This window comes from Pseudodesulfovibrio pelocollis, from assembly GCF_030282845.1.
In the GTDB taxonomy this organism is placed as follows: domain Bacteria; phylum Desulfobacterota; class Desulfovibrionia; order Desulfovibrionales; family Desulfovibrionaceae; genus Pseudodesulfovibrio; species Pseudodesulfovibrio pelocollis.
In genome coordinates, this window is the sequence record NZ_JASTWE010000016.1 from 43,493 (window position 1) to 66,613 (window position 23,121).

General features: G+C 58.1%; 25 protein-coding genes. 19 read left to right on the plus strand and 6 right to left on the minus strand.

Going from position 1 to position 23,121, the window contains the following annotated elements; all coding sequences use genetic code 11:
* The first annotated feature begins 2 nt into the window (after window positions 1–2).
* The 14 genes from pseC (at window position 3) to QQS14_RS07645 (ending at window position 13,833) form a co-directional block, all read left to right on the plus strand.
* A complete protein-coding gene (gene pseC, locus QQS14_RS07580) occupies window positions 3–1,124 on the plus strand; it encodes a UDP-4-amino-4,6-dideoxy-N-acetyl-beta-L-altrosamine transaminase (RefSeq protein ID WP_285906370.1) in 1,122 nt (373 codons plus the stop codon).
* Complete coding sequence (locus QQS14_RS07585) at window positions 1,117–2,007, plus strand: aldo/keto reductase (RefSeq protein ID WP_285906371.1); 891 nt, start codon at window positions 1,117–1,119, stop codon at window positions 2,005–2,007. Before pseC ends, QQS14_RS07585 begins: the two co-directional genes overlap by 8 nt.
* Before the next feature lie 50 nt (window positions 2,008–2,057).
* Window positions 2,058–3,311: an aminotransferase class III-fold pyridoxal phosphate-dependent enzyme gene (locus tag QQS14_RS07590; protein ID WP_285906372.1), complete on the plus strand. Its 1,254-nt coding sequence runs from the start codon at window positions 2,058–2,060 to the stop codon at window positions 3,309–3,311.
* On the plus strand, window positions 3,308–4,072 hold the full coding sequence (locus QQS14_RS07595; RefSeq protein ID WP_285906373.1) for a cytidylyltransferase domain-containing protein: 765 nt from the start codon (window positions 3,308–3,310) through the stop codon (window positions 4,070–4,072). Before QQS14_RS07590 ends, QQS14_RS07595 begins: the two co-directional genes overlap by 4 nt.
* On the plus strand, window positions 4,069–5,106 hold the full coding sequence (pseG, locus tag QQS14_RS07600) for a UDP-2,4-diacetamido-2,4,6-trideoxy-beta-L-altropyranose hydrolase (RefSeq protein ID WP_285906374.1): 1,038 nt from the start codon (window positions 4,069–4,071) through the stop codon (window positions 5,104–5,106). The genes QQS14_RS07595 and pseG overlap by 4 nt, the downstream gene beginning before the upstream one ends.
* The gene (locus QQS14_RS07605) at window positions 5,103–5,873 is read left to right on the plus strand and encodes a class I SAM-dependent methyltransferase (protein ID WP_285906375.1); all 771 of its coding nucleotides are present in this window, start codon (window positions 5,103–5,105) and stop codon (window positions 5,871–5,873) included. The genes pseG and QQS14_RS07605 overlap by 4 nt, the downstream gene beginning before the upstream one ends.
* Before the next feature lie 11 nt (window positions 5,874–5,884).
* Window positions 5,885–6,919 (plus strand): pseudaminic acid synthase, encoded by a 1,035-nt coding sequence (gene pseI, locus QQS14_RS07610; protein WP_285906376.1) that lies wholly within the window; start codon window positions 5,885–5,887, stop codon window positions 6,917–6,919.
* A 22-nt stretch (window positions 6,920–6,941) separates the two neighbouring features.
* Entirely contained in the window at window positions 6,942–8,117 is a 1,176-nt protein-coding gene (locus QQS14_RS07615; RefSeq protein ID WP_285906377.1) for an N-acetyl sugar amidotransferase, read from the plus strand.
* Window positions 8,114–8,722, plus strand: coding sequence for an imidazole glycerol phosphate synthase subunit HisH (gene hisH / locus QQS14_RS07620; RefSeq protein WP_285906378.1), 609 nt, complete (start codon window positions 8,114–8,116; stop codon window positions 8,720–8,722). The genes QQS14_RS07615 and hisH overlap by 4 nt, the downstream gene beginning before the upstream one ends.
* Entirely contained in the window at window positions 8,719–9,480 is a 762-nt protein-coding gene (gene hisF, locus QQS14_RS07625; protein ID WP_285906379.1) for an imidazole glycerol phosphate synthase subunit HisF, read from the plus strand. The genes hisH and hisF overlap by 4 nt, the downstream gene beginning before the upstream one ends.
* Window positions 9,481–9,496: 16 nt before the next feature.
* A complete protein-coding gene (locus QQS14_RS07630; protein WP_285906380.1) occupies window positions 9,497–10,045 on the plus strand; it encodes a GNAT family N-acetyltransferase in 549 nt (182 codons plus the stop codon).
* A gap of 7 nt (window positions 10,046–10,052) precedes the next feature.
* Complete coding sequence (locus QQS14_RS07635) at window positions 10,053–11,348, plus strand: DUF4910 domain-containing protein (protein WP_285906381.1); 1,296 nt, start codon at window positions 10,053–10,055, stop codon at window positions 11,346–11,348.
* Window positions 11,349–11,418: 70 nt separating this feature from the next.
* Window positions 11,419–12,417, plus strand: a complete 999-nt coding sequence (locus tag QQS14_RS07640) for a sulfotransferase family protein (protein ID WP_285906382.1) — start codon at window positions 11,419–11,421, stop codon at window positions 12,415–12,417.
* Window positions 12,418–12,483: 66 nt separating this feature from the next.
* Window positions 12,484–13,833: a surface carbohydrate biosynthesis protein gene (locus QQS14_RS07645; protein ID WP_285906383.1), complete on the plus strand. Its 1,350-nt coding sequence runs from the start codon at window positions 12,484–12,486 to the stop codon at window positions 13,831–13,833.
* 35 nt (window positions 13,834–13,868) lie between these two features.
* Here the strand turns inward: QQS14_RS07645 and QQS14_RS07650 are convergent, their stop codons facing one another.
* The 4 genes from QQS14_RS07650 to QQS14_RS07665 are packed head-to-tail and all read right to left on the minus strand — an operon-like array spanning window position 13,869 to window position 17,768.
* Entirely contained in the window at window positions 13,869–14,975 is a 1,107-nt protein-coding gene (locus tag QQS14_RS07650; RefSeq protein ID WP_285906384.1) for a DegT/DnrJ/EryC1/StrS family aminotransferase, read from the minus strand.
* An 11-nt stretch (window positions 14,976–14,986) separates the two neighbouring features.
* Window positions 14,987–15,931, minus strand: a complete 945-nt coding sequence (locus tag QQS14_RS07655; protein ID WP_285906385.1) for a Gfo/Idh/MocA family protein — start codon at window positions 15,929–15,931, stop codon at window positions 14,987–14,989.
* The gene (locus QQS14_RS07660; RefSeq protein WP_285906386.1) at window positions 15,928–17,337 is read right to left on the minus strand and encodes an NDP-hexose 2,3-dehydratase family protein; all 1,410 of its coding nucleotides are present in this window, start codon (window positions 17,335–17,337) and stop codon (window positions 15,928–15,930) included. The genes QQS14_RS07655 and QQS14_RS07660 overlap by 4 nt, the downstream gene beginning before the upstream one ends.
* A gap of 23 nt (window positions 17,338–17,360) precedes the next feature.
* Window positions 17,361–17,768, minus strand: coding sequence for a sugar 3,4-ketoisomerase (locus tag QQS14_RS07665; protein WP_285906387.1), 408 nt, complete (start codon window positions 17,766–17,768; stop codon window positions 17,361–17,363).
* Window positions 17,769–17,832: 64 nt separating this feature from the next.
* Between QQS14_RS07665 and QQS14_RS07670 the strand changes: the two genes are divergently transcribed.
* Genes QQS14_RS07670 through QQS14_RS07685 form a run of 5 tightly spaced genes read left to right on the plus strand, consistent with a single transcriptional unit; the run spans window position 17,833 to window position 22,519 of the window.
* Window positions 17,833–18,765 (plus strand): glycosyltransferase family 2 protein, encoded by a 933-nt coding sequence (locus QQS14_RS07670; protein WP_285906388.1) that lies wholly within the window; start codon window positions 17,833–17,835, stop codon window positions 18,763–18,765.
* The gene (locus QQS14_RS16615) at window positions 18,765–19,181 is read left to right on the plus strand and encodes a GtrA family protein (RefSeq protein ID WP_425607918.1); all 417 of its coding nucleotides are present in this window, start codon (window positions 18,765–18,767) and stop codon (window positions 19,179–19,181) included. The genes QQS14_RS07670 and QQS14_RS16615 overlap by 1 nt, the downstream gene beginning before the upstream one ends.
* A gap of 18 nt (window positions 19,182–19,199) precedes the next feature.
* Window positions 19,200–19,925 (plus strand): class I SAM-dependent methyltransferase, encoded by a 726-nt coding sequence (locus QQS14_RS07675; protein ID WP_285906389.1) that lies wholly within the window; start codon window positions 19,200–19,202, stop codon window positions 19,923–19,925.
* Between the two features lie 38 nt (window positions 19,926–19,963).
* A complete protein-coding gene (locus QQS14_RS07680) occupies window positions 19,964–21,439 on the plus strand; it encodes a hypothetical protein (protein WP_285906390.1) in 1,476 nt (491 codons plus the stop codon).
* A 21-nt stretch (window positions 21,440–21,460) separates the two neighbouring features.
* Entirely contained in the window at window positions 21,461–22,519 is a 1,059-nt protein-coding gene (locus QQS14_RS07685; protein ID WP_285906391.1) for a glycosyltransferase family 9 protein, read from the plus strand.
* Here the strand turns inward: QQS14_RS07685 and QQS14_RS07690 are convergent.
* Entirely contained in the window at window positions 22,516–22,839 is a 324-nt protein-coding gene (locus QQS14_RS07690) for a hypothetical protein (RefSeq protein WP_285906392.1), read from the minus strand. The two genes, QQS14_RS07685 and QQS14_RS07690, sit on opposite strands and share 4 nt — an antisense overlap.
* A gap of 27 nt (window positions 22,840–22,866) precedes the next feature.
* Window positions 22,867–23,121: PilZ domain-containing protein (locus QQS14_RS07695; RefSeq protein WP_285906393.1), on the minus strand; the 255-nt coding region annotated here is incomplete at its 5' end.

Below are 23,121 nucleotides of genomic sequence, written 5' to 3' on the forward strand. Positions count from 1 at the left end.
CCATGCGCAAGATTCCATACGGCAGGCAGCACATCAGCGAGGACGACATCCGCGCCGTGGCCGAGGCCCTCAAGTCCGACTACCTGACGACAGGCCCCCAGGTGGCCGAATTCGAGTCGAGCGTGGCCGCATGCTGCGGCGCGGGGCACGGTGTTGCCGTGGCCAACGGCACGGCCGCCCTGCACGCCGCCATGTTCGCCCTGAACATCGGCCCCGGCGACGAAGTCATCGTCCCGCCCATGACCTTCGCGGCCACGGCCAACTGTGTCCTCTACATGGGAGCCACGCCGGTCTTTGCCGACGTCTGCCCGGACACCCTGCTCATTGATCCCGACAAGGTCCGGAAACGGGTCACGGACAGGACCAGGGCGATCATCGCCGTGGACTATGCGGGGCAGCCCTGCGACTGGAACACCCTGCGCGCATTGGCGGACAAACACGGGCTCTCCCTGGTGGCGGACGGCTGCCACGCCCTTGGCGGCACCTACCGGGGTGCCGGAGTCGGAACCCTGGCCGACATGACCGTTTTCTCCTTTCACCCGGTCAAGCATGTGGCCACCGGCGAGGGCGGCATGATCATGACCGACCGTGACGACCTCGACCAGCGCCTGCGGCTCTTCCGAAACCACGGCATCACCACCGACGCCCGCTCCCGCGAGGAGACGGGCCAGTGGTTCTATGAAATGACCGAGCTTGGCTACAACTACCGCCTGACCGACATCCAGGCGGCGCTAGGCACCAGCCAGATGCGAAGGCTGCCAGACTTCCTCAAGCGCAGGCGCGAGATCGCGGCCTTCTACGACGAGCGCTTCGCCGGAACCCCGGTCCGCCCCCTGGCCGTGCGCGAGGACGTGGAACACGCCTACCATCTCTATGTCGTCCGCGTGCCTGATCGCGACCGGGTCTTCAACGAGCTTCGCGCGGCGGGCATCGGCGCGCAGGTGCACTACATCCCGGTCCATCTGCACCCCTACTACCGGAACACCCTGGGCACGGGCGAAGGGCTGTGCCCGGTGGCGGAAGAGGCGTACCGGCACATTCTCTCGATTCCCATGTTCCCCTCCCTGGAGCGGGACGACATGCGATACGTGGTCTCGACCCTGCTGGAGACAGTCCATGGCTGACGCGCGCCTGATCCTCGGCACGGCCCAGCTGGGCATGCGATACGGCGTTGCCAACGATGGCGGGCAGCCCGACCATGCCGCGGCCATGGACATCGTCCGCACCGCCTGGGAAGGCGGCGTCCGCGAATTCGACACCGCCAGCAGCTACGGCGAGAGCGAGGCCGTTCTCGGCCGCATCCTGCACGATCTCGGCATAGCCGACCGCGCACTGGTCAACAGCAAGCCGGACGCGCACTGGGACGGCACGGACATGGGCGCCCTGGACCGCGATCTGGACACGAGCCTGTCGCGCCTGGGCGTTGACCGGCTGCACACGCTCATCCTGCACAGGGAGTCGCTGCTTGGCGCATGGCCGCGCATGGCCCCTGGCCTCGCCCGCCTTGTGGACAGCGGCCGGGTCCAACGCATCGGCGTGTCCGTCTACACCCCCGGGGCCGCCCGGGACGCCCTGCTTCTGGACGGGCTTGACGTCGTTCAGATTCCCTCGAACCTCCTGGACAGGCGCTTCGAGATCGCGGGCATCCGCGAACTGGCCGATGAGCAGGGTAAGCACCTCCAGATTCGCAGCATCTATCTGCAAGGGCTGATTTTCATGACACCGCAGACACTGCCTGCGGACATGGACTTCGCGCAATCGGTGGTCCGCGATGTCCAGGCACTTTCATCCCGGATGGGGCTCGCCCCCCTTGAGGCGGCCTTGGGCTATGTCCGCAAGGCGTGGCCCGACAGCACCGTCCTTTTCGGGGCCGAAAAGGCTGCGCAGGTCCACGACAATCTCAAGGCATGGCGCAGAGACGTTCCGGATATGCTGATCGACGAGGCCCGGAAGGTGTTCGCCGATCTTCCAGAAAAAATTCTCAACCCGTCACTGTGGGGAAGATGATGAACCGTTCGCTGACGATGCAACAGCGCGCAGAAAAACGCATTCCAGGAATGACCCAGCTGCTGTCCAAGCATCCTGACCGCTTCACCCTTGGCGTGTGGCCGGGGTATTTCAGCAAGGCCAGCGGCGCGCATGTATGGGACCTGGATGGCAACAAGTTTCTCGACATGTCCATCGGCGGCATCGGCGCCACCGTGCTGGGTTACGCCGACCCCGACGTGGATCAGGCCGTCAGGCGGGCCATCGACGCGGGCGTGGCCTCCTCCCTCAACTGCGCCGAGGAAGTGGAACTGGCCGACCAGCTCTGCGAGCTGCATCCCTGGGCGGATCAGGTCCGCTTCGGCCGGGGCGGGGGCGAGACCATGGCCATGGCCGTGCGCATCGCCCGGGCCGCCACGGGCCGCGACAAGGTGGCATTCTGCGGCTATCACGGCTGGCACGACTGGTATCTCGCCGCCAACATCGGCACGGAAAACGCCCTGGGCGAACACCTCATCGCGGGCCTCAAGCCCACAGGCGTGCCCAAGGGGCTGGCCGGGACGGCCTTCCCCTTCCGCTACAACCGCATCGACGAGCTTGAGGCGATCATCGCGGCCCACGGCTCGGAGCTGGCCGCCATTGTCATGGAACCGATCCGCAACGAGGAACCGGCGCCGGGCTTCTTCACCTCGGTCAGGGCTCTGGCCGATTCGACAGGGGCCGTGCTCATCGTGGACGAAATCTCTGCTGGCCTGCGCTTCAACACCGGAGGGGCGCACATGGTCCTTTTCGATCAGCGCCCAGACATGGCCGTCTTTGCCAAGGCGCTTGGCAACGGCTACCCCGTCTCCGCTGTCATCGGCCGTCGATCCGTCATGGAGGCGGCCCGCTCCACCTTCATCAGTTCCACCAACTGGACCGACCGCATCGGCCCAGTGGCCGCCCTGGCCACCCTGGAAAAACACCAGCGGACCGAAGCGGGCAAGCATCTGGTCAGAATCGGCACCCTGGTGCAGCAAGGCTGGGCCGAACTTGCCGCACGGCACGGGCTGGACATCCATGTGGGCGGCATCAAGCCCATGAGCCATTTCGCCTTTGACGGCGAGCATCCGCAGGAAAAGAAAGCCTATTTCATCCAATTGATGCTTGGGCAGGGCATCCTGGCCAGCAACCTCATGTACGCCATGCTGGCCCACACGGACGAGCACGTGGCCACCTACCTCGCCGCCTGCGACAAGGCGTTCTCCGTCATCGCCGCAGAGCGGGACGTTCCCTCGAAGCTCAAGGGCGCGCCCAGCGCCACGGGGTTTGGTCGGCTGGCATGAGCGAGCAGGTCACGGCCATCGTGCAGGCGCGCATGGGCTCGTCGCGGCTGCCGGGCAAGATCCTCAAGCCCGTGCTGGGCCGCCCGCTGCTCGCCCACGAGATCGAGCGGCTCAAACGGTGCACGAGCCTGAGGGAAATCGTGCTCGCCACTTCCGACCAGCCCGGGGACGATTCCGTGGCCGCCCTCGGGGCCGAACTCGGCGTCCATATATTCCGGGGCAGCGAGTCGGACGTGCTGGACCGCTACACGCAGGCGGCCAGGGCCTTTGATGCCCGGAACGTCATGCGCGTCACCGGCGACTGCCCCCTCATCGAACCGGCCATCTGCGACCGCACCGTCGCCAGCTTCTTCGACGCGGAAGCGGATTACATCACCACCCCGCCCCGGGTGGCCGAGGGGCTGGACTGCGAAGTCTTCACCCGCGCCGCCCTGGAAACCGCGTGGACCGAAGCCCGACGCCCCTCGGAGCGCGAGCATGTGACCCTCTTCATCCGCAACCGCCCGGATCGCTTCAGATGCCTTGAAACGCCGCATGATTCCGATGACAGCGGCTACCGCGTCACCGTGGACGAGCCCGAAGACCTGACCGTGGTCACGGCGATCCTCGAAGCCCTTGTCCCGCTGCACGGGCTGGCGTTCACCTTTTCCCACGTCCGGGACTTTCTCGACGCGCACCCGGAGATCCGCGCCCTCAACAGCGACATCGTCCGCAACGAGGGGCTGATCAAGTCCCTGCGCCAGGAGGACGCCACCTCATGAGCATCGGGCTGCTGACCATCCGCGCCGACAGCTCGCCGACCATGGGCACCGGCCACGTCATGCGCATGATCGCCCTGGGGCAGGCGTGGCAGGATCGCGGCGGCCGGGTCCGCCTCATGGGCTCTGTCGGCGCACTTGAGGACCGCATCCGCGCCGAGGGATTCGACTTCATCGCCCTGAACGCCCCCCATCCCGACTCCGAAGACCTCGCCCTGGTCACTGCCCACATGCGAAAAGGCGACTGGCTGGCCATCGACGGCTACCACTTCGACTCCGCCTACCAGAAGGCGCTCCTTGACGCCGGGTTCCGCACCCTGGTCATGGACGACATCTGCGAGCGAAATCAATACTTTGCAACCGTCTTGCTCAACCAGAACCACGGGGCGGACGCATACCAATATCAAATCAACGAGGACGCCGCCCTGCTCCTGGGCACGCGCTTCACGCTCCTGCGGCGGGAGTTCCGCACCGCCGAACCCCGCAAGGACTCCACCCCGGCAAAGGCCGGAAACATCCTCGTCACCCTGGGCGGGGCCGACCCGGACAACGTCACCAGCGCCGTGCTTGCCGCCATCGCCTCCCTCAAAGACGATTCGCTCCGGGTGAAGGTCGTGGCCGGTGCCGCAAACCCGCACCTGGACCGGCTCCGAGATGACATGACCGACCTCCCCTGCCCGGCGGAACTGCTGACCGATGTCCGGGACATGCCAGGCCTGATGGCCTGGGCCGACCTGGCCGTGACCGCCGCAGGCTCCACCTGCTGGGAACTCTGCCGCATGGGGGTGCCCATGCTCGCCCTGCAGACGGCCGCCAACCAAATGGATGTGGGAGCTAGATTAAATGAATCCGGCGTGGCAATCTCATTAGACGCCATCAACAAAATCCATCAAAACAACCTTGAAATAACTCTCCATAGATTGATACACGACAAAACCGTCCGCAATTACTCGTCAAATGTGGCGCAAACCTTAGTTGACAGCAATGGTCCGGAAAGAGTAGTTAATTTTCTTTTAAATAATGAGGATTTCGAATGAAACCGGATAATATTCAACAATTTTGGGAGCAGAGAGGCAGTCTTGGCGACAGTGCAGGCAGTCAAGATGTATTGGCAAAAAAAATTGAGATGAAAGCCATATCTCAATATATTAATGATGGCATGACTATTCTTGAGACTGGCTGTGGCAACGGCCTTACGGCAATCGAATTGGCCACGAAGTTTAAAGTAACTATTCATGCATTTGACTATGCATCAAGCATGATCACAGATGCAGTCAAACGACAAAATGAATGCTCTGACAGATTATTGGGCAAGATTATTTTCCAAAAAAAAGACATCACGACCGAGCTTTTTGACGATACGCTTTATGACATTGCTATAACGGAACGAATGTTGATCAACTTATCCAGTTGGGAAGACCAGGAAAAGATAATCCGGGTCATAACGGCAAAGCTTAAACCCGGTGGACGTTATTTGATGTGCGAGGCGAGCACAAAGGGATTACAAGAAATTAACGCAATGCGAATAGGTTTGGGTCTCTCTGAGATCAATCCCCCGTGGCACAATCTCTATATTGACGACGCCAAGGTCGAACAACTGGTAATCCCAGGAGTCATATTAAAACAAGTCGATCATTTTTCTGCAACCTATTACTTCCTAAGCAGAGTTGTAAACGCTTGGCTTGCAAAAAATGATGGGATACCACCTGATTACAACGCCCCCATAAACCAACTGGCTGCACAACTCCCTCCCATGGGAACTTGTGCTCAGAACAAAATATGGGTCTGGGAAAAACAACAATAGAAGGCAATACGATGTTTTTCCATTCACTTGGGATTAATCCCAATCTATGTTTTATTGTTGCGGAGTTGTCTGGCAACCACAACCAAGATTTAAATAGTGCCATACGGTTAATCCACGCGGCCCACGCCGCCGGGGCAGACGCGGTCAAGCTCCAGACCTACACGCCGGACACCATCACTCTGGACTGCGACAACGAATATTTCCGCATCAAGGGCACAATCTGGGATGGGCGTACCCTGCATGACCTCTACGGCGAGGCCCACACCCCGTGGGAGTGGCAACCGAAGCTCAAGGCCGTGGCCGACTCGCTGGGGATCATGCTCTTCTCCACCCCCTTTGACTTCACGGCCGTGGACTTTCTGGAAACCATGGATGTGCCCTGCCACAAGATCGCTTCCTTCGAGATCGTGGACCTGCCCCTCATAAGAAAGGTGGCGGCCACGGGCAAACCGGTGATCATGTCCACGGGCATGGCCAGCGAGGCGGAGATCGAGGAGGCGGTGACCGCCTTCAGGGGCGCGGGCGGTTCCGAACTGGTTCTGCTCAAATGCACCTCGGCCTACCCCGCCCCGCCCGAGGAAATGAACCTGAGGACCATCCCCTATCTGGCCGAGCGCTTTGGCGTGGTGGCCGGGCTGTCCGATCACACCCTGGGCATCGACATGCCCATCGCCGCCGTGGCCCTGGGCGCCCGGGTAATCGAAAAGCACCTGTGCCTCTCCCGCGATCTCGGCGGGCCGGACGCCGCTTTTTCCCTTGAGCCCGAAGAGTTCGCGGCCATGGTCCGCAGCGTGCGCAACGTGGAAAAAGGACTTGGCACCGTCTGCTTCGAACTGACCGAAAAGCAGAAGGCGAGTGCCGTGTTCCGCCGCTCCCTCTTTGCGGCGCAGGACATCAAGGCAGGCGAGACGCTGACCCCGGACAACGTCCGGTCCGTCCGCCCCGGCCACGGCCTGCACCCCAAACATTTCGACGACATCATCGGCCAAACGGCCAAAGCGGCCATCAGGAAGGGCACGCCCCTGTCCTGGGAACTCATCAACTGACCAGCACACCGGAATCAAGACCATGAGCGACAACAAGAAATTCCCCGAAGTGGAGCGATGCTGCCGATGCGTCCTGCCCATCACCTGGGAGACCGTCCATTTCGACGACCAGGGCGTGTGCAACATCTGCCGCAACTGGGAAGAGAAATACCACGACGTGGACTGGACGCAGCGGCGCAGGGATCTTGACCTCGTCTGCCGGGAGGCCCGGGACGAGGCCAAGGCCAGGGGCAACAAGTATGACTGCATCCTCCCCTTCTCCGGCGGCAAGGACTCGACCTACACCCTGTATTACGTCGTCAAGGAACTTGGGCTGCGGCCGCTGGTGGTCTCCTTTGACCACGGTTTCTACCGCCCCCGGACCCTGGAGAACAGGCAGCGCACCTTTCGGACCCTCGGCGTCGATGTCCTAAGCTTCACGCCCAACTGGCATGTGACCAAGAAACTGATGCTCGAATCCCTGATCCGCAAGGGGGATTTCTGCTGGCACTGCCACGCCGGGGTGTTCGTCTACCCCATGCAGGAGGCGGTGCGTCAGAACGTGCCCCTGGTCATCTGGGGCGAAGGCGGCGGGGAATACGAGGCGTATTTCCGCTTCCAGCAGCTTGAGGAGACGGACGAATGGAAATACAACCGCCGCATCATCATGGGCATGCGGGCGGAAGACATGGCTGGGTTCATCGGCGTTGACCTGGAAGAACTCGGCCCCTTCATCTACCCGGAAAAATCCGAGCTGGAGCGGGTGGGCGTGAAAAGCCTCCCCCTGGGAAATTTCACCCCTTGGAACGTCCAGGAGAACGTGGCCATCATCGAAAAGGAACTGGGCTGGAAAAAGGACTTCATGGAGTCCGCCTTCCACGAGCCGACCTATGAGAAGATCGAATGCCAGTTCGAGGGAATGCGCGATTACGTCAAGTTCCTCAAGCGCGGTTTCTCGCGCATGACGCACCTGATGACGCTGGACATCCGCCACGGTCGCGTGGGCAGGGACGAGGCCATGAAGCACATCCGTGAACACGAATGGCGCAAGCCGAGAAGCCTGGAAGTTTTCCTGGAATACCTCGACCTCAGCGAGCCGGAATTTCACGAGATCGTGGCCAGACACCTGATAAAGCCCGCCCCGGTCATCGATCCCGCCGACATTCCCTACGGCGAAAAGCTCTGGGACCAGGACCAGTGGTTCAGGGAGAAGAAATGAAAATCGGCGTTGTGAACATATCCATAGGCAACGTGGGGTCCGTGCTGGAGGCGTTCCGATTTCTCCGCCACGATGCGGTAGCCGTGAGCGACCCGACCATGCTTGAGGGTTGCGACCTGCTGGCCCTGGCCGGGGTCGGCAACTACAGCACGGCCATGGGCAAGCTGACGACCCTCGGCTTTGCCGCCGAGCTTGACAGGCTGGTGAAGGCGGGCACCCCCCTGCTCGGCATCTGCCTTGGCATGCAGCTCTTTGCCGACCAGGGCTTCGAGGACGGCGTCACCAAGGGATTCGGCTGGCTGCCGGGCACGGTGGAAAAGATCAGCTCGACCCGGGCCAAGATTCCGCACATGGGCTGGAACACGGTCAACCCCGTGCGGCCCGAGCTTTTCGAGGGCATTGAGAACAGCACCTTCTACTTCATGCACAGCTATCACTTCCTGGCCGCCAACCCGGAAGATGTCATCGCCACCGTGACCTACGACGACACAAAGCTCGTGGCCGCAGTCAAAAGGGACAATGTCTACGGCGTCCAGTTCCACCCGGAAAAGAGTCAGGGGGACGGTCTGCGCTTCCTCAAAAACCTCCTGGAGAGCATCGCATGATCGCCAAAAGGATCATTCCCCTCTTCCTGCTCAAGGGCGGGCGGCTGGTCAAGGGCACCCAGTTCTCCGGCCCCTTCGTGGATGTGGGCGACCCCCTGTCCCAGGCCATGATCTACGACGCCCAGGGTGCCGAGGAAATCGCCATGGTGGACATCGAGGCCACCAGCCAGGGGCGCTGCATCGACGCTGGCGTCATCAACGCCATGATCCGCAAGTGCAGGCTGCCCATCAGCGCGGGCGGCGGCATCTCCACCCTGGCCCAGGCCAACGCCTGCTTCGCAGCGGGTGCCGACAAGATAATCGTCAACACCGGCGCAGTCGCCAACCCGGAATTTGTCCGCCAACTCGCCCGCGAATTCGGCGCGCAATCCATCGTGGCCTCGGTCGATTTCAGGCGCCACGGCGAGGCCCTGGTCCCCTACACCAACTCGGGCACGACGCGGCTCGACCGCGACCTCGCCCCCCTGCTCCAGGAACTCGTCGAGGCCGGGGCGGGCGAGATCATCCTGACCTCCATAGACCGCGAAGGCACCCTTTCCGGCCCGGATCTCGAGGTGTACGCATCCCTGACCGCCAAGCTCCCGGTGCCGCTCATCGCCTCGGGCGGCATCGGCTCCTACGACGACATGGTGGATCTGTTCCGCCAGTCCGACTGCTCGGCCTGCGCCCTGGGCAAGATGCTCGTGCTGCGCGACTACGACATCGTCAGAATCAAGGCCTACCTGACCGGCCGAAAAATCCCCGTGCGGGATGCCTGATTCCGGGAAAGTGCAGATGCTCCAAGGCAAACGTCTCATACTCAGGCCCCTGACCGAGGCCGATGTCACGGACCAGTACATCGCGTGGCTCAACGATCCGGAAGTGAACCGCTTTCTCGAAACCCGCTTCGAAAGGCACGATGCGGCAACTGTCGCCAGGTTCGTGCGGGACAAGATGGACAGCCCGACAGACCATCTCTTCGGCATGTTCCTTGATCACGGCCAAAGGCACATCGGCAACATCAAGCTCGGCCCGGTCAATGTTCACCACGCCACAGCCCCCATAAGCCTCTTCATCGGCAACAAGACCGCCTGGGGGAAGGGGTATGCCCAGGAGGCCATCGCCCTTGTCACGCGCTTCGGGTTCATGGACAAGGGACTCCACAAACTGGAAGCGGGCTGCTATGAACACAATCAAGGGTCACGGCGGGCCTTCGAAAAATGCGGATTCCTCGTGGAAGGAACCCTGAAGAGCCACCGCGTCTCCGAAGGCGAACGCACCGACGTCATTCTCCTCGGACTGACCCGAGATCGATGGGTTTCCACTCACGCAACAGATAGCTAGGATTTTCATGCAGGACAGCCACGACATCCCGCGACGCATGGACGAACTCGCCACGCGGCTTTTTCCGATATGCCGGAGCCTCACTGGCGACGGCGTGCGAAAAACGCTCGGCATTCTTGGTGAACTCGTCCCCCTTGACGTACACGAGGTGCCCACCGGCACCCCGGCCTTCGACTGGACAGTGCCCAGGGAATGGAACATCCGCGACGCCTATGTCGAAACGGAAACAGGGAAACGCATCTTAAGCTTCAAGGACAACAATCTTCATGTCATGGGATACTCGTGCCCGATTGACGAAGTGGTTTCTTACGACACGCTGATGGAGCATCTCCACACCCTGGAGGAGATGCCCGACGCCATCCCCTACGTCACCTCCTATTATGCGGAGCGCTGGGGATTTTGCTTGGAATACTCCAAGGTCCAGGCCCTCGACCCCGCTGCAACATACAGGGTCTACATCGACAGTTCGCTGACCGAAGGTTCACTCACCTACGCCGATCTCGTCATTCCCGGCAACAGCGCCGAGGAGGTGCTTTTCTCCACCTATGTCTGCCATCCGTCCATGGGCAACAACGAGCTCTCCGGCCCCATCGTCAACACCTTCCTCGCCCAGTGGATAGCCGCCCTGCCCGAGCGGGAAAAGACCTACCGCTTCGTCTTCATCCCGGAGACCATCGGCTCGCTGGTCTACCTCTCGCGCCACCTCGACCACCTGAAAGCTCATACCGTGGCAGGCTTCAACGTCTCCTGCGTGGGTGATAGACGCGACTACTCGTTCATACCCAGTCCGGCCGGGACCACCTATGCTGACCGCGTCATCAGCCACGTTCTCAAGGGCCTGAAACTCGATCACACCAAATACTCATTCCTTGACCGGGGCAGCGACGAAAGGCAATACTGCTCGCCCAAGGTGAATCTGCCCCTGGTCACCTTCTGCCGAAGCCGTTTCGGAACCTATCCCGAATACCACACGTCACTGGACAACCTGGACGTCATCAGCGGCGAGGAGATGGCCAACAGCCTGAACGTGCTGAAACACTGCGTCAGAACCGTCGAAGGCAACGCCGTCGTGGACAATGTCTTCTGCGGAGAACCCCAGCTGGGCAAGCGCGGTCTGTATCCCTCGACAAGCAAGCTCGGCTCTTACGAAGCGGTACGCGCCATGAACGACCTCATCGCCTACGCCGATGGCAACCGCGACCTACTCACCATCGGAGAGATCATCGGCGTCCCGGCCTGGGAGTTGGCCCCTGTCGCCCGACAGCTTGTTGATGCCGGGGTTCTTTGCAGGGCGAGCGACTAGTAATTTGACAATTGCAATGAGCAGAATACAACAATCAAAGCACTCCAAATCTTAACAGGAATTTCCACAAATGAATTACCTAGACAACCCCATTTTCATCTGCGGACATAGAAAGTCAGGCACGACAATGCTGATCAATCTATTGGACGGAAATGACGAGTTTGTCACATACCCTGATGACAGCGGCTTCTTCTACATGTATTATCCACGCTATGTGTCTGATGTTTTTAATAGTAAAGAAAAGACGGACAGAATATGCAACCGGATTATTAACGACAACTTAAAATATGTTCTCAAAAAGATACGCTGCACGCCCCACGAGCTACTTAAACTTGAGTCCAAGGCGGATGCTTTTTGCCAGCACGTACGTAATGCAGACCTCTCCAAAGCCAGCTTGGCAGATGTGCTTAAAATTTTTATCGACGCTTTCAGGAACTCTTTCTACCCAAAGATAACACACCCCCGGGGATGGATCGAAAAAACAACAAGCACTGAAATATATGCGCTTGACATCGTAGATGAATTTCCAAATGCAAAGTTTGTCCATGTAATCCGTGACCCACGCGACAATTGGGCGTCACTCTGCTCAGGATGGCAAAAAAGATACTGCCAATTCAATGACGAGCCTAACCGCCTCAAGCAAAGCATGATCGAACGTGGCCGCCTTGGCATGGAGATGGCCATTGAAAACATGGAAGCTCTAGGCAAAAACCATTACAAAATTGTGCTCTTTGAAGATTTGGTTTCGGACCCAGTTTCAACGATGAAAGATGTTGCTGGTTTTATCGGCATGTCATTTTGCGACAAGCTTCTTCAGACTTCAACGCTTGGATACACATGGACAGGAAACAATTTCGACGGGCTCAAATTCACAAAGCCTTCCAATGTCAATGTCAGCCGATGGAAAGAACGTATACCTGCCACAGATGCCATGCTTATGGAATTCCACTTCAAAAATGTGATGAAGCACTTTGGATATGATTTCTGCTTCACAGCAAAAGAATCTGCCAAGGCAGCATCTGACCACTACAAATGGTTTAACTTTTCCACGCCGTTCTCGGACAAATAGGGATGCGATATCTACCCCCTCCTCGCAATAGACGAAAAATCACTGCCTAGACGAAAAAGAACAAACATGCTCTGCGCAATCCCCATGGAAATCGCCAGCCGCGAACTCGACGGTGTGCTGTATCTCGCCTTGCATCTGGCCAAGCGGGGCCTGCCCACCCTCTTTGGCGAGAGGATGGTGCATGAATATTTATTCCGGCTCTGCGACGGTAGGCCCGTGGTCTATTTCGACCAGGACCAGAACGCCTCGGTCAATCAGCGGGTTCTCGATACCGGCGGCCTGGTCATGAACCTGAACGCCGAAGGGCAGAATATCGACATCATTCCGCAACTCGTCGATATGTTCGCAAAGGTCGCGCCGACCTTCACGGCCATGTTCGTCCGTGGCGATAGACAGCGGGAAAGCCTTGCCCGGGCCTTTCCCGAGGACAGGAAACACTGCGTGATCCCCTCGGGCCATCCATCCTTCGACATGCTGGACAGCCGCTTCAACGCCTATCATGAGTCGCCTGAAATCGTCGCCAGACATGGTCGGGACTACATCCAGATCAACACCCAGTTTGTCTCCTTCAACCACAAGATGGGCTTTGACCACTACCTGAAGCTGCTGGCGACCCTGGATGAGTGGAAGGACCTGTACACCAACGAAGAATTCCTGGCGACCACCAGAAGGCAACGCGATTACGAGGAAAAAGTCGCGAATGAATTCGTTGACATGGCGCGACAGGTGGCCAGGGCGTTTCCCGGGCGGCACGTCATCGTCCGGCCTCATCCCATGGAAGGGCGGGAATTCTATGCGAGCCGCCTATCCGGCATCAGCAACCTCTTCATCGAGCCGGGCGGGCCTGTCCGGCCATGGCTCGCCTCGGCCGGGGCATTGATCCACCACAGCTGCACCACCGGCGTCGAGGCCCTGCTCATGGGCAAGCACGTCATCAGGTTTGAGCCCGTCGGCGAGACGGTCGAGAAGAACATGCAGTCAAACGCGGGCATCCCAGCCAAAACGACCGAAGAACTTATTGCGCTGATCGACTCCGAAACCATGGACGAGAATGAACGCCGATCACAGCTGGAGCTTATGCGGCCGCACATGGCGAACATAGGCGGTGTGCTGGCCGCGCCGGTCATCGCCGGCCATGTGGCGAGGCTGGCCAAGGGCGGCAGAACCTGGTTGCCGGAAAAGCTCGGACCGTGGGAGAGCGCCAAATGCTGGCGCAAGTACTACAGCAAGGTGCTGCGCTCCCGCCAGCCCGGCCGGGTCGGCAAAAAGGTCCGGTACGCCCTGGAGAAATTCCCCAGGCTCCCCTTCTCGCACGTGCAGCACCTCGTTGACCGACTCAAGGCGGCAGACCCAGGCCTCCCGGCCGTGGAGCTTCGCCATCTGGGGCTGAACACCTTTTTGATGAAGCCGAGATAGTCCCTGATCCTAAGACCTGGGGCGCTCCATGGATATTACAACGACCCCATGATTTTCTTGAGAATGCTGCACACCCTGTCCTGATCCTCGTTGCTCAACGACGGAAACATGGGAAGCGAGAATATCTCCTGGGCCGCTTTTTCCGTATGCGGCAGATCGCCCTCTTTTCCACCGAGCCATGCGTAGCCGGCCATGGTGTGGATTGGCCACGGGTAGCTGATGTTCACGAAAACATCATTTTCCTTGAGCTCGGCCATGATCGCATCGCGAGCGGGGTGCCTGACCACATACAGGTAGTATGCATGATAATTGCCTTCAGCGCATACGGGCAACCCCAGCCCGGTATCCGCAAGCAGCCGGTCATATCGCCCGGCCAGTTCCCTGCGTCGGGCGAGATAGGCGTCGAGGTGCTTGAGTTTTTTCCGAAGAATGGCTGCATGCAGTTCGTCAAGTCGTGAATTGTATCCATGTTCATTGGCGTAATATGTCGATTCCATGCCGTAGAATCGCAATCGTCTCAACTTGTCCTCAACCTGCTCATCCGAAGTCAACACCATGCCACCGTCGCCATAAGTACCTAGAATTTTTGTCGGATAGAATGAAAATGCCGAGGCGTGGCCCATAGAGCCCGCCACACGCTCCTTGTATCGGGCGCCGTGGGCCTGGGCGCAGTCTTCCACTATCCGGATAGCATGTTTTGAGGCCACGTCGCGAACTGCGTCCATGTCCACGCATTGGCCGTACAGATGGACCGGAACAATGCACTTGGTCTTTGAGGTGACGGCACCTTCAAGCAAGTCGGTATCCATCAGGCACGTGTCGGGCCTTATATCCACGAACCTGGGTACCGCTCCTGCTGACACTATGGCGGACACTGTGGGAACGGCGGTATTGGCGACAGTGATCACCTCGTCTCCCGGTTCGACTCCGACTGCCTTCAGAGCAAGAAAAATCGCGTTCGTGCCGTTGTCCACGCCAACACCATGCCGTGCGCCGCACCACGCTGCAAACTCGGACTCAAACTCCCGAACGTTTGGTCCCAGGATCAGTTGCCCCGATTCAAGCACTCCCTCAATGGCCTCAAGTGTCTCCTTGCGTTCAAGCGCGTACTCCTTGAGGTACCCCCAGACGTATATCGACATGCCCCCTCGCTTTATGATTGCGCAGCCCGCCGCAGAAGATCGACCGACATGGCGTCCTCCAGCATGGTCTCTGCGTGGTGCTGGAAATTTCCGGCCCTGATGTCCCGAACAATGGTTTCAAAATAAATCAGGAAACTGTCTGCACTCTGCGCTATTTCGGTTTTGGCCTCGTTTTTGTGGATGACATGGATTGCATTCTCCAGATCCGGAGTGGTGGTGAACGCTCGATCAAAACGCACACACAAGTCCGGTCCCACCAGTTCGATCCAGTTTCTGTACTCGGTATCAAAACCGAAATGACCGACCAACGACCGACCGCCGCCAAAGTCCATGAGAAGACTGTAGCCGGTTTCCACATCATCGGCTCGCGCAGTGACACAGGCTTGCACCGTGACCGGCGCGTCGCCAAAAAACAACCGCCCGGGAGCCACCGCGTACACGCCGGTATCGGCTATCGCTCCGCCGCCCGACCCTCTTCGATAGCGAAAGTTGTCCGCACTAAAGGGGGGAACCGAAAACATCGTCGAAATCCGTGTTGGCCGAGTGCCGTGTTCGACGAAGATTTCCCGGGCACGACCAATCTGCGGATGCACGGAAAACACCGCTGCCTCAGCAAGACAGAGTCCGCTCCTGGTGGCCTGCTCCGCCAGCTCGACGGCGTCGGGCAGGTTCAAGACGGCGGGCTTGTCCACGATGATGTGCATGCCTTTGCGCAACGCCAGGCGGGCCAAGGGGACATGCAGATCATTGGTGGTGGTGATGTAGACGATATCCGCGCCCGACTCCTGCATGGCGTGCCCGTAATCCCGGTACACGTCCCCCACCAGGGCGGAGTCTTCGGGAATCGGCCTGCCGCTTGCCGTTGCGATGTCGATACTGCGTATTCCGCAGGCCGCCGCAACAGGGAACACGCGGCGCTGAAAAATATTGGAATACCCGAGGACCAGCATCCTCATGGTTCGGTCTCCATATTCAGGTCAAGACAAGCCAGCAGATTCCTGGCTTCCACGTTGAACAGGCTGAACTTGATCAGTCGCGATATCTGCGCCAGGGTCATCCACATGTAATTCCCCGGGACGGCAATTTCGCAATCGGCGTCGAGTTCGACAATCATGTACCGGTTCTGAAAATGATAAAACCGGCCGCCTTCTTCCGAGTGTATCGTATCGAAAACAATGCTCGCCCCCTCGCTACCAGAAAAAAACTCCGCAAAAGGGGCAGGAGTCATGGTCTGCCCCTCAGGTACTCCGGAACGGGCAACGGTTGGCCCGAACTCGACGATGTCCCTGTTGCCGGGTTCGACACGTGCGCTGACGAGAAACTGCAAGACCCCATCCCGCTCCTGGGTCAGGAATCCGCATAAGCCAACGCCGAAGTGTTCAAGCAACGGTTGCGACCAGCCGACAACCTCTCGATTTGCCGCTCTCACCTCCACGCCGATCACCGAGAAATACCGGCCGCTCTTGTGCGCCAGCGAGTCGCCGGTCAGCCTCCAACCCGTCAGCCTGTCCACGGGCTTGCGCCTGACGGACATCTCCACGGAGCACTTCAGAGCCGTCAACCACGAGATGATCCGGTCGAAATCGGTCAGATCGGGCAGAAGACTCATGGAAGCAATGAGTTTCCTAGAAAATCCACTGATCTCGCCCAAGGAATGGCGCTTGATGAAATCGCAGGAGGATATGTCCTTGTCAGTGAAATACGGCACACAGGACAAAACGGTCCGGGCGTCCATGTTTATTATGTTGTCATGGGCAAGTATCTTCTTGATCTGCCCGAGGGTGAGCCAGAAAAAATCAGGATGCGGCCTGACGTCCTCCCCAGTCTCGACAATGACATTGCGGTTTCTCTTGGCCAGGAAGCGCGCCCCCTGCTCGGACTGTAGCTGGTCCACTAGAACTCGCGTAGCGCCATGCCCCACGAAATATTCGAGAAAAGCAGGCGTGTTGCCTTGATGAACCTGGGTGTAGTTGCTTTTGGTGGCTTGCACGGTGGGCGAAATTTGCAGGGTGTTGATGTTGCCCGGCTCCATCTTGGCCTGCATGAGAAAATGCAGAACTCCATCGAATTTCTTGGCCAGAATCCCGAGAATGCCAATTTCCGGCTGGTTGATGATCGGCTGCTCCCAATTCAGCGTCGCGCCGCAATTCGTCGTCACCTCAAGCCCCTCAACGGAAAAGAACTTACCCGAATCGTGGGCAAGCCGCAGTGGTTCGCCCCTGAAATTCCACTTGTCCAGAGCGGAAAACGGAATCCGACGAACACAAAAGACTCCCGACTCAAGCCGGTCCTGATACCAATCGAAGAACTCCCCAAGCGTGTGCCTGCCTTCAAGAGTCAGTTCCGACTTGAGAAACGACATTTCAGTGGACTCGCCATGGACTCTCATTGCCTGCCCACCACTTCAAGGTATGCTTCCTTCGACCGGATGGACCGTGCCATGTCGTAATGGGTATCGGCCAATACCAAGCACACTGCATCGCTTGAAAAATCATAATGACGGACAAACACCATCGGCGGCATGAATATGCCTTTCGTGGGGTCGCTCATCTGATATGTTCGAGTTTTCTCACCATCAAAAAGCTCCAAGGTAAAGCTTCCGGCCACGGCCATGAGGACCTGGCTCGTGTCACGATGCGCGTGTCCTCCACGCTCACTGGTGATATGGTGCATGAAGAAGACCCTGCGAATCTCAAAAGGGATATCCACGCCGCTCTCAATTGCCGTGAGAACTCCCCGTTCGTCTTTGATCGAGGGCAGATCAACCCAGGCGACCCTGTCAAGTAATCCCATAGAAATTGCCTTTCCTCCAATTATCTACTATGACGGCAGTCGAAAAAGAAGGAGCCATCGGTCGATGCAGAAAATCTCAAAAATAAGCATTTCAATTCCAATATATAACTCAGAAAAAACCATTGGGCAACTCGTAAATCGACTCGTGGAAATTCTGCCCGCCCCCCTGGAGATCGTCCTTGTCAACGACGGAAGCCGGGATGACAGCCACAGCGTCTGTCTCAGCCTTCAGAAAAAACACCCGGAAATTGTCACGTATGTGGAATTGTCAAAGAATTTTGGTGAGCACTGTGCGGTGATGGCGGGCCTCTCTTTGACCACCGGAGACTACGTGGTCATCATGGACGACGACTTCCAGAACCCCCCCGAGGAAGTGCTGAAACTCGTCGACGAGGCCAGGACGAAGGGGCACGACGTGGTGTACTCATCCTATCCCGTGAAAAATGACAACTGGTTCAGAAACCTTGCAAGCGACATCAACGGGTTCATGGCCACCATCCTGCTCAAAAAACCCAGAAATCTCTACCTCTCCAGCTTCAAATGCCTCAACAGGTTTCTCGTTGATGAAATACTCAAATACACAGGTCCCTACCCCTACATCGACGGCCTGGTTTTCAGGACGACAAACCGGTACGGCGTTGTGGAGGTTCAGCACGACAAGCGCCTGGACGGGAGATCGGGCTACACCTTGCGAAAGCTTCTGAGCCTCTACCTGAACATGTTCGTAAACTTCTCGCTGTTGCCGCTCAGATGCACAACATTTATGGGGTTCATCGTCACTTTTTTTGCTCTGCTCTTCACAGTCTATACTTTTATCAGTAAGCTCATCGACCCAGACATGCCTGCAGGGTGGGCGACAACAACAATTCTCATAGCATTCTTTGCAGGTCTGCAACTGGTGGTTCTTGGATTGACAGGCGAATATGTAGGCAGAATTTTTCTCAGTCAAAACAAAACACCACAATTTTGCATCAGAAAAGTTTACAAAGGCGAATGATGACCGTCCCCTGCAGCAAGTTACAGAAGTATTTCACCTCGGACGGTCTCGCTGGCCAGATATGGCGGTTTCTGACTTCTGGCTCTTTGAACGTCGTGATAAGCCTGACAGTCTATGAACTTATGGTCATCAAATTCTCTCCTACAGTGTCCTACTTGACCGCCTGGACAATCGGCGTGCTCATCGTAAGCGTTCTCTATCCGCTGTTTGTTTTCAAGAACAAGACACTGCGGTTCAGCAAATCGCTCTTTACCACTCTGTACTATGTCGCATATGCTGCTGTTTCCGTTTTTCTGCTGAATTGGGTCATATCTCTCGGAGTGCACAAGGCATTTGCGCCTGTTGTCGTTCTGTGCATTGTAACGCCTGTCACGTTCATCTTCTCGCGCTTCATCTACAAAGAACCCGTGAAATAGTCACGCTTCGGCCAGCCAATGACACGCTATACTGACGCCCAGTATGAAGACGCCTACCCGGATGGCATCGAAAGCCATTACTGGCACTCTGCCAGAAACCGGATACTACTCGACCAGCTTGACACCATCCGTTTCTCGGGAGTCGGGCTGGATGTCGGCTGCGGCCGTGGCATGGACGTCATGAAATTCCGAGAGGCCGGGTACGACTATCATGGCGTGGAGGTTGGCAATCCAGCCCCATACCTCCCTGCCGGAGGCCAGTATCTGCATTTGAATCGAAGCTCGTTCGACCTGCCGCAGGATTTTCGCGAACAGGTCACCCTGCTTTCATTTCTCGATGTTCTTCCCTGCATCAAGGATATGTCCGTTTTTTTGCAGGCACACTACGCACACTTTCCCAATGTGCGATACGTCCTGGCATGGATGGTTGCACGACAGGAGATATTTTCCAATTACGACGTGCATGTCGGGACCCTCAAGCGATACACTCTGAATGAAGTCAGAGCACTTTTCCCCATAGGAACCATTCTCAATGCGCAATACTGCTTTCGGCTTCTCTACCCTCCTGCAAGAATGTTGAGCCTCTTGGGTATCCCCCGGAATACAAAGATTCATCCCCCTGCGAATGATTCCCTGGCGACACGGACGGCTCACGCCTTGCTCTCCAGATACTTCGTTCTGGAGTCCGAAATTCTTCCGAAAAACCTCTGGGGCACATCAATTGTGTGCCTTGTGGAACTTTGAGCGCCAGGTTGACTGCTGAAATTGAAAGAGGACGGACCATGTCATCGCCTATAAGCTCTGCCGGAAAACGGCCATATTACTGGCTGACTTTGGCCGTCAGCGTCATCTCCCTGCTCCCACTGCTGCTCGTCAGAATGGAGACATGGGATTTCGTGCGCATCGAGATGGGCTTTATCAGGCAGGACCCATTCCAGTTCCAGGTGTTCAAGGACCACCACTATCTCCGCTACCTGTTGCTGGTCGCAACGAATGAATTCTCTCTCTTCACCGGACTCCCGACCAAACTCATCACCAATGTTCTCGCGGTGCTGTCCGTACTCGGCATCGCTCGGGAAAGCTTTGTTCTGTTGCGCAACAAATTCGACTTCAGCTTTCTTCCAGCCATGGCGGGTGCATGGGTTGTTCTCGCCTTTCCGACGTGGCACACTCTTGTGTCGGGCGCAGTGCTCAGCTACGCTTTGTTCCTGTGGATTTTCCTGGCTTCCATCAACTTGTGGGACAAGAAACGACGGATCATCGCCACCGGCCTTTTCCTCATCTCATTGGCCTATTATTCAATATTTGCCATGGTTGTAGGCTTTGCCTGCTGTCAAACAATCCTTACCATCAACACCTCCAATGCCAGGGACAAGCTCATCAGGACATTCCTGTTCTGTCTGGGCATGTTCTTGTGGTTCATTGTCGTGTATGCCTTCGGAGACATCCGAACCCATGACGAGGAAAACGCCTTCTCCCTTCACCGCCTACACTCATTCATCAATTTCGGAGCGATGGCCGCCATTGTCGGCGCAGGTTCATTTCTGCTCTCCAGGACGGTAACCAATGCCGAAGAAAGGGCTGTCTTCACCCGAAGGATTCTCTGTCTCCTGACCCTTGCCTTCTTCGCGGGCCTTGCGTACTGGGCTGTTGGAAAACCTCTGCGATTCTTCGCTTTCGGAAGCTATACGGCACGGCACACCTTCCTCACATGCATTCCCCTTGGCCTTGGCATGGCCATAGCCGTGGATTTGGCTCTGCGCAAACTCAATGGCAGAATCGTTGCTTACGCCATCACCTTCGTTCTTGCAGTCATGCTTGTTCTGCAACACCAGGGCTTGAGTCACAAGGCGGCCGAACTCATCTATCGCGAGATCATCACACAGGAGTTCAAAAAGATCCCCCCCCCGCCGTCGGGATATGTGGCCATATTTCCTGTCGGATTCACCCAGCCGCGCCATGTACACAAACTTGGGTTGGCCATGTCCTTATATCGGGCATACGGAAAAACTGCTTGGATGTTGAACGACCCGTTCATGAGAGACCTCACCCCTACCAAGGAGAACATGATTGCCATGTACAAGGATTACTCAAGGGATGAAATGAAAAAAAACCTGGCAGACGAAGTGACTGGTGACGCGTACACAAAATTCGAGCTCCACCTGGAAAATTATTACCAAGAAGGTCGATTCTGGTATTGGTGGTATTACGCTATCGGGGACTATACAGCCTTCAATCCACGCCTGGTAAAGGCGTAAACCCTGACACACCGGCGTCCCATGCACAACATAGATATTTCTAAACTCAACCCCAGGCGCATTCTCGTCTGCCAGCTCAGGCAGATCGGAGATGTGCTGCTCGCCACGCCGTCCATACGGCTGCTCGGCGAGCGTTTCCCCGAGGCGGAGATTCATGTCCTCACCGAGAAGAAGTGTGTCCCCGTGCTGGAGAACAACCCCAGGATACGCAGAATCTGGCCCATCGACCGCAAGGCGCTGGCCAACCCGTTCAGGGCGCTGGCCTTCTACGCCTCGGTGGGTCGCCACGGCTTTGACCTGATTGTCGATTTCCAGCAACTGCCCCGCTGCAAGTGGGTGATGTTTTTTTCCAACGCCCCGGTCAGACTTTCCTTCACGCCCAAGTGGTATAATAGAACGCTCTACACGCAAACAAGCCCGATGGTGTATGGCTATGCCGCCAAATGCAAGGCCAGCGTGCTGGCCCCGCTGGGCATCGAGTGGAACGGGGAAAGGCCGGAAATTTGGCTGACCGGGGAAGAGCGGCAGTTCGCCGAGATGTTCATGGACGCGCACGGCCTGACGGGACAGTCCTTCATCACCGTTGATCCAAGCCATCGCCGGGAGACGCGCCGCTGGCCAGCCCGCCATTTCGCCGGGCTGATCAGGCTGCTCAGGGAGTCGCATCCCGAACTTCGGGCGGTGATTCTTTATGGCCCCGGAGAGCACGAACTGGCCGACGAGGTGGCCTCCCTGGCCGGGGACGGTGCGCTGGTCCCAGAAAACATGCTTTCGCTACGGGAGATGGCCGCAGTGCAGGAGCGGGCCGTCCTTCATCTGGGCAACTGCTCGGCCCCCAGACACTTCGCGGTGGCCGTGGACACGCCCTCGCTCACCATCCAGGGCGCCACCGGCACGGGCTGGGGTTTTCCGTCCGAGGAGCATATCAGCGCCACCAAGCGCCTGCCCTGCTACCCATGCAACAAGAACACATGCAAGACAATGGAATGCCTGGAAAATTTTCTTCCTGACGACATTCTTGACGAGGCGCTCCGGCTCATCGCCATCGGAAACGAAAAACGGAAGACGGCGACCACCTAGTCTCTTCCGCCCTTCGCGCCCTTCTTCGTCTTCTTCCGGCCCTTGCCGCCGCCCTTGCCGCCGCCCTTGCCAAGGTCGGAGGACGTGTCGGCATCGACGGCCTTGTCGGCGTCTTTGGCCTTGTTCTTGCCGCGCATGTCGTCGCGGGCGTTCTTGTAGGTGATGGAGGCGAGGCAGCCCGCCAGACCGCCGAGGACCACGGCCTTGGCCGGTGGAATAAGGCCGGTGAGGCTGAAAAGATAGCCCAGGGCGCATCCGGCGATGATGCCCTTGGCCAGGGCGTCGATCCACCCCATGAATTCCCTGGAATCGTCGCTCATCCGGTCATCCTCCTTGTTGCTTGCGTGCTAGAGATACGAGTGCAGCTGCACATACTGGTGCGCGGTCATGGATTCGAAGGTCGCCCCGATGCCGGGCAGGGCCATGGCCCTGCCCCAGCCGCGCCTCCAGCGCACGCGCAGCTCGATGGGCGTCTTGTCCTCGAACTCGCCGACAACGAGCCAGACCGGGGCATCGACCACCCACCGCCCGGCCGTGAACACGAAGCACCCGTGCTCGGACACGTTGATGGTCACGGTGCGCTCGGCCTCGACATCCATGCG

What these genes read in the sequence shown, in the direction of transcription:
- QQS14_RS07690 (WP_285906392.1), bottom strand. Translation starts at nt 22,839, where the DNA reads ATGAGCGACGATTCCAGGGAATTCATGGGGTGGATCGACGCCCTGGCC.
- QQS14_RS07590 (WP_285906372.1), top strand. Translation starts at nt 2,058, where the DNA reads ATGACCCAGCTGCTGTCCAAGCATCCTGACCGCTTCACCCTTGGCGTG.
- QQS14_RS07585 (WP_285906371.1), top strand. Translation starts at nt 1,117, where the DNA reads ATGGCTGACGCGCGCCTGATCCTCGGCACGGCCCAGCTGGGCATGCGA.
- hisH (WP_285906378.1), top strand. Translation starts at nt 8,114, where the DNA reads ATGAAAATCGGCGTTGTGAACATATCCATAGGCAACGTGGGGTCCGTG.
- hisF (WP_285906379.1), top strand. Translation starts at nt 8,719, where the DNA reads ATGATCGCCAAAAGGATCATTCCCCTCTTCCTGCTCAAGGGCGGGCGG.
- QQS14_RS07680 (WP_285906390.1), top strand. Translation starts at nt 19,964, where the DNA reads ATGTCATCGCCTATAAGCTCTGCCGGAAAACGGCCATATTACTGGCTG.
- QQS14_RS16615 (WP_425607918.1), top strand. Translation starts at nt 18,765, where the DNA reads ATGACCGTCCCCTGCAGCAAGTTACAGAAGTATTTCACCTCGGACGGT.
- QQS14_RS07630 (WP_285906380.1), top strand. Translation starts at nt 9,497, where the DNA reads ATGCTCCAAGGCAAACGTCTCATACTCAGGCCCCTGACCGAGGCCGAT.
- QQS14_RS07595 (WP_285906373.1), top strand. Translation starts at nt 3,308, where the DNA reads ATGAGCGAGCAGGTCACGGCCATCGTGCAGGCGCGCATGGGCTCGTCG.
- QQS14_RS07670 (WP_285906388.1), top strand. Translation starts at nt 17,833, where the DNA reads ATGCAGAAAATCTCAAAAATAAGCATTTCAATTCCAATATATAACTCA.
- QQS14_RS07605 (WP_285906375.1), top strand. Translation starts at nt 5,103, where the DNA reads ATGAAACCGGATAATATTCAACAATTTTGGGAGCAGAGAGGCAGTCTT.
- QQS14_RS07615 (WP_285906377.1), top strand. Translation starts at nt 6,942, where the DNA reads ATGAGCGACAACAAGAAATTCCCCGAAGTGGAGCGATGCTGCCGATGC.
- QQS14_RS07645 (WP_285906383.1), top strand. Translation starts at nt 12,484, where the DNA reads ATGCTCTGCGCAATCCCCATGGAAATCGCCAGCCGCGAACTCGACGGT.
- pseG (WP_285906374.1), top strand. Translation starts at nt 4,069, where the DNA reads ATGAGCATCGGGCTGCTGACCATCCGCGCCGACAGCTCGCCGACCATG.
- pseI (WP_285906376.1), top strand. Translation starts at nt 5,885, where the DNA reads ATGTTTTTCCATTCACTTGGGATTAATCCCAATCTATGTTTTATTGTT.
- QQS14_RS07675 (WP_285906389.1), top strand. Translation starts at nt 19,200, where the DNA reads ATGACACGCTATACTGACGCCCAGTATGAAGACGCCTACCCGGATGGC.
- QQS14_RS07635 (WP_285906381.1), top strand. Translation starts at nt 10,053, where the DNA reads ATGCAGGACAGCCACGACATCCCGCGACGCATGGACGAACTCGCCACG.
- QQS14_RS07650 (WP_285906384.1), bottom strand. Translation starts at nt 14,975, where the DNA reads ATGTCGATATACGTCTGGGGGTACCTCAAGGAGTACGCGCTTGAACGC.
- QQS14_RS07685 (WP_285906391.1), top strand. Translation starts at nt 21,461, where the DNA reads ATGCACAACATAGATATTTCTAAACTCAACCCCAGGCGCATTCTCGTC.
- pseC (WP_285906370.1), top strand. Translation starts at nt 3, where the DNA reads ATGCGCAAGATTCCATACGGCAGGCAGCACATCAGCGAGGACGACATC.
- QQS14_RS07655 (WP_285906385.1), bottom strand. Translation starts at nt 15,931, where the DNA reads ATGAGGATGCTGGTCCTCGGGTATTCCAATATTTTTCAGCGCCGCGTG.
- QQS14_RS07660 (WP_285906386.1), bottom strand. Translation starts at nt 17,337, where the DNA reads ATGTCGTTTCTCAAGTCGGAACTGACTCTTGAAGGCAGGCACACGCTT.
- QQS14_RS07640 (WP_285906382.1), top strand. Translation starts at nt 11,419, where the DNA reads ATGAATTACCTAGACAACCCCATTTTCATCTGCGGACATAGAAAGTCA.
- QQS14_RS07665 (WP_285906387.1), bottom strand. Translation starts at nt 17,768, where the DNA reads ATGGGATTACTTGACAGGGTCGCCTGGGTTGATCTGCCCTCGATCAAA.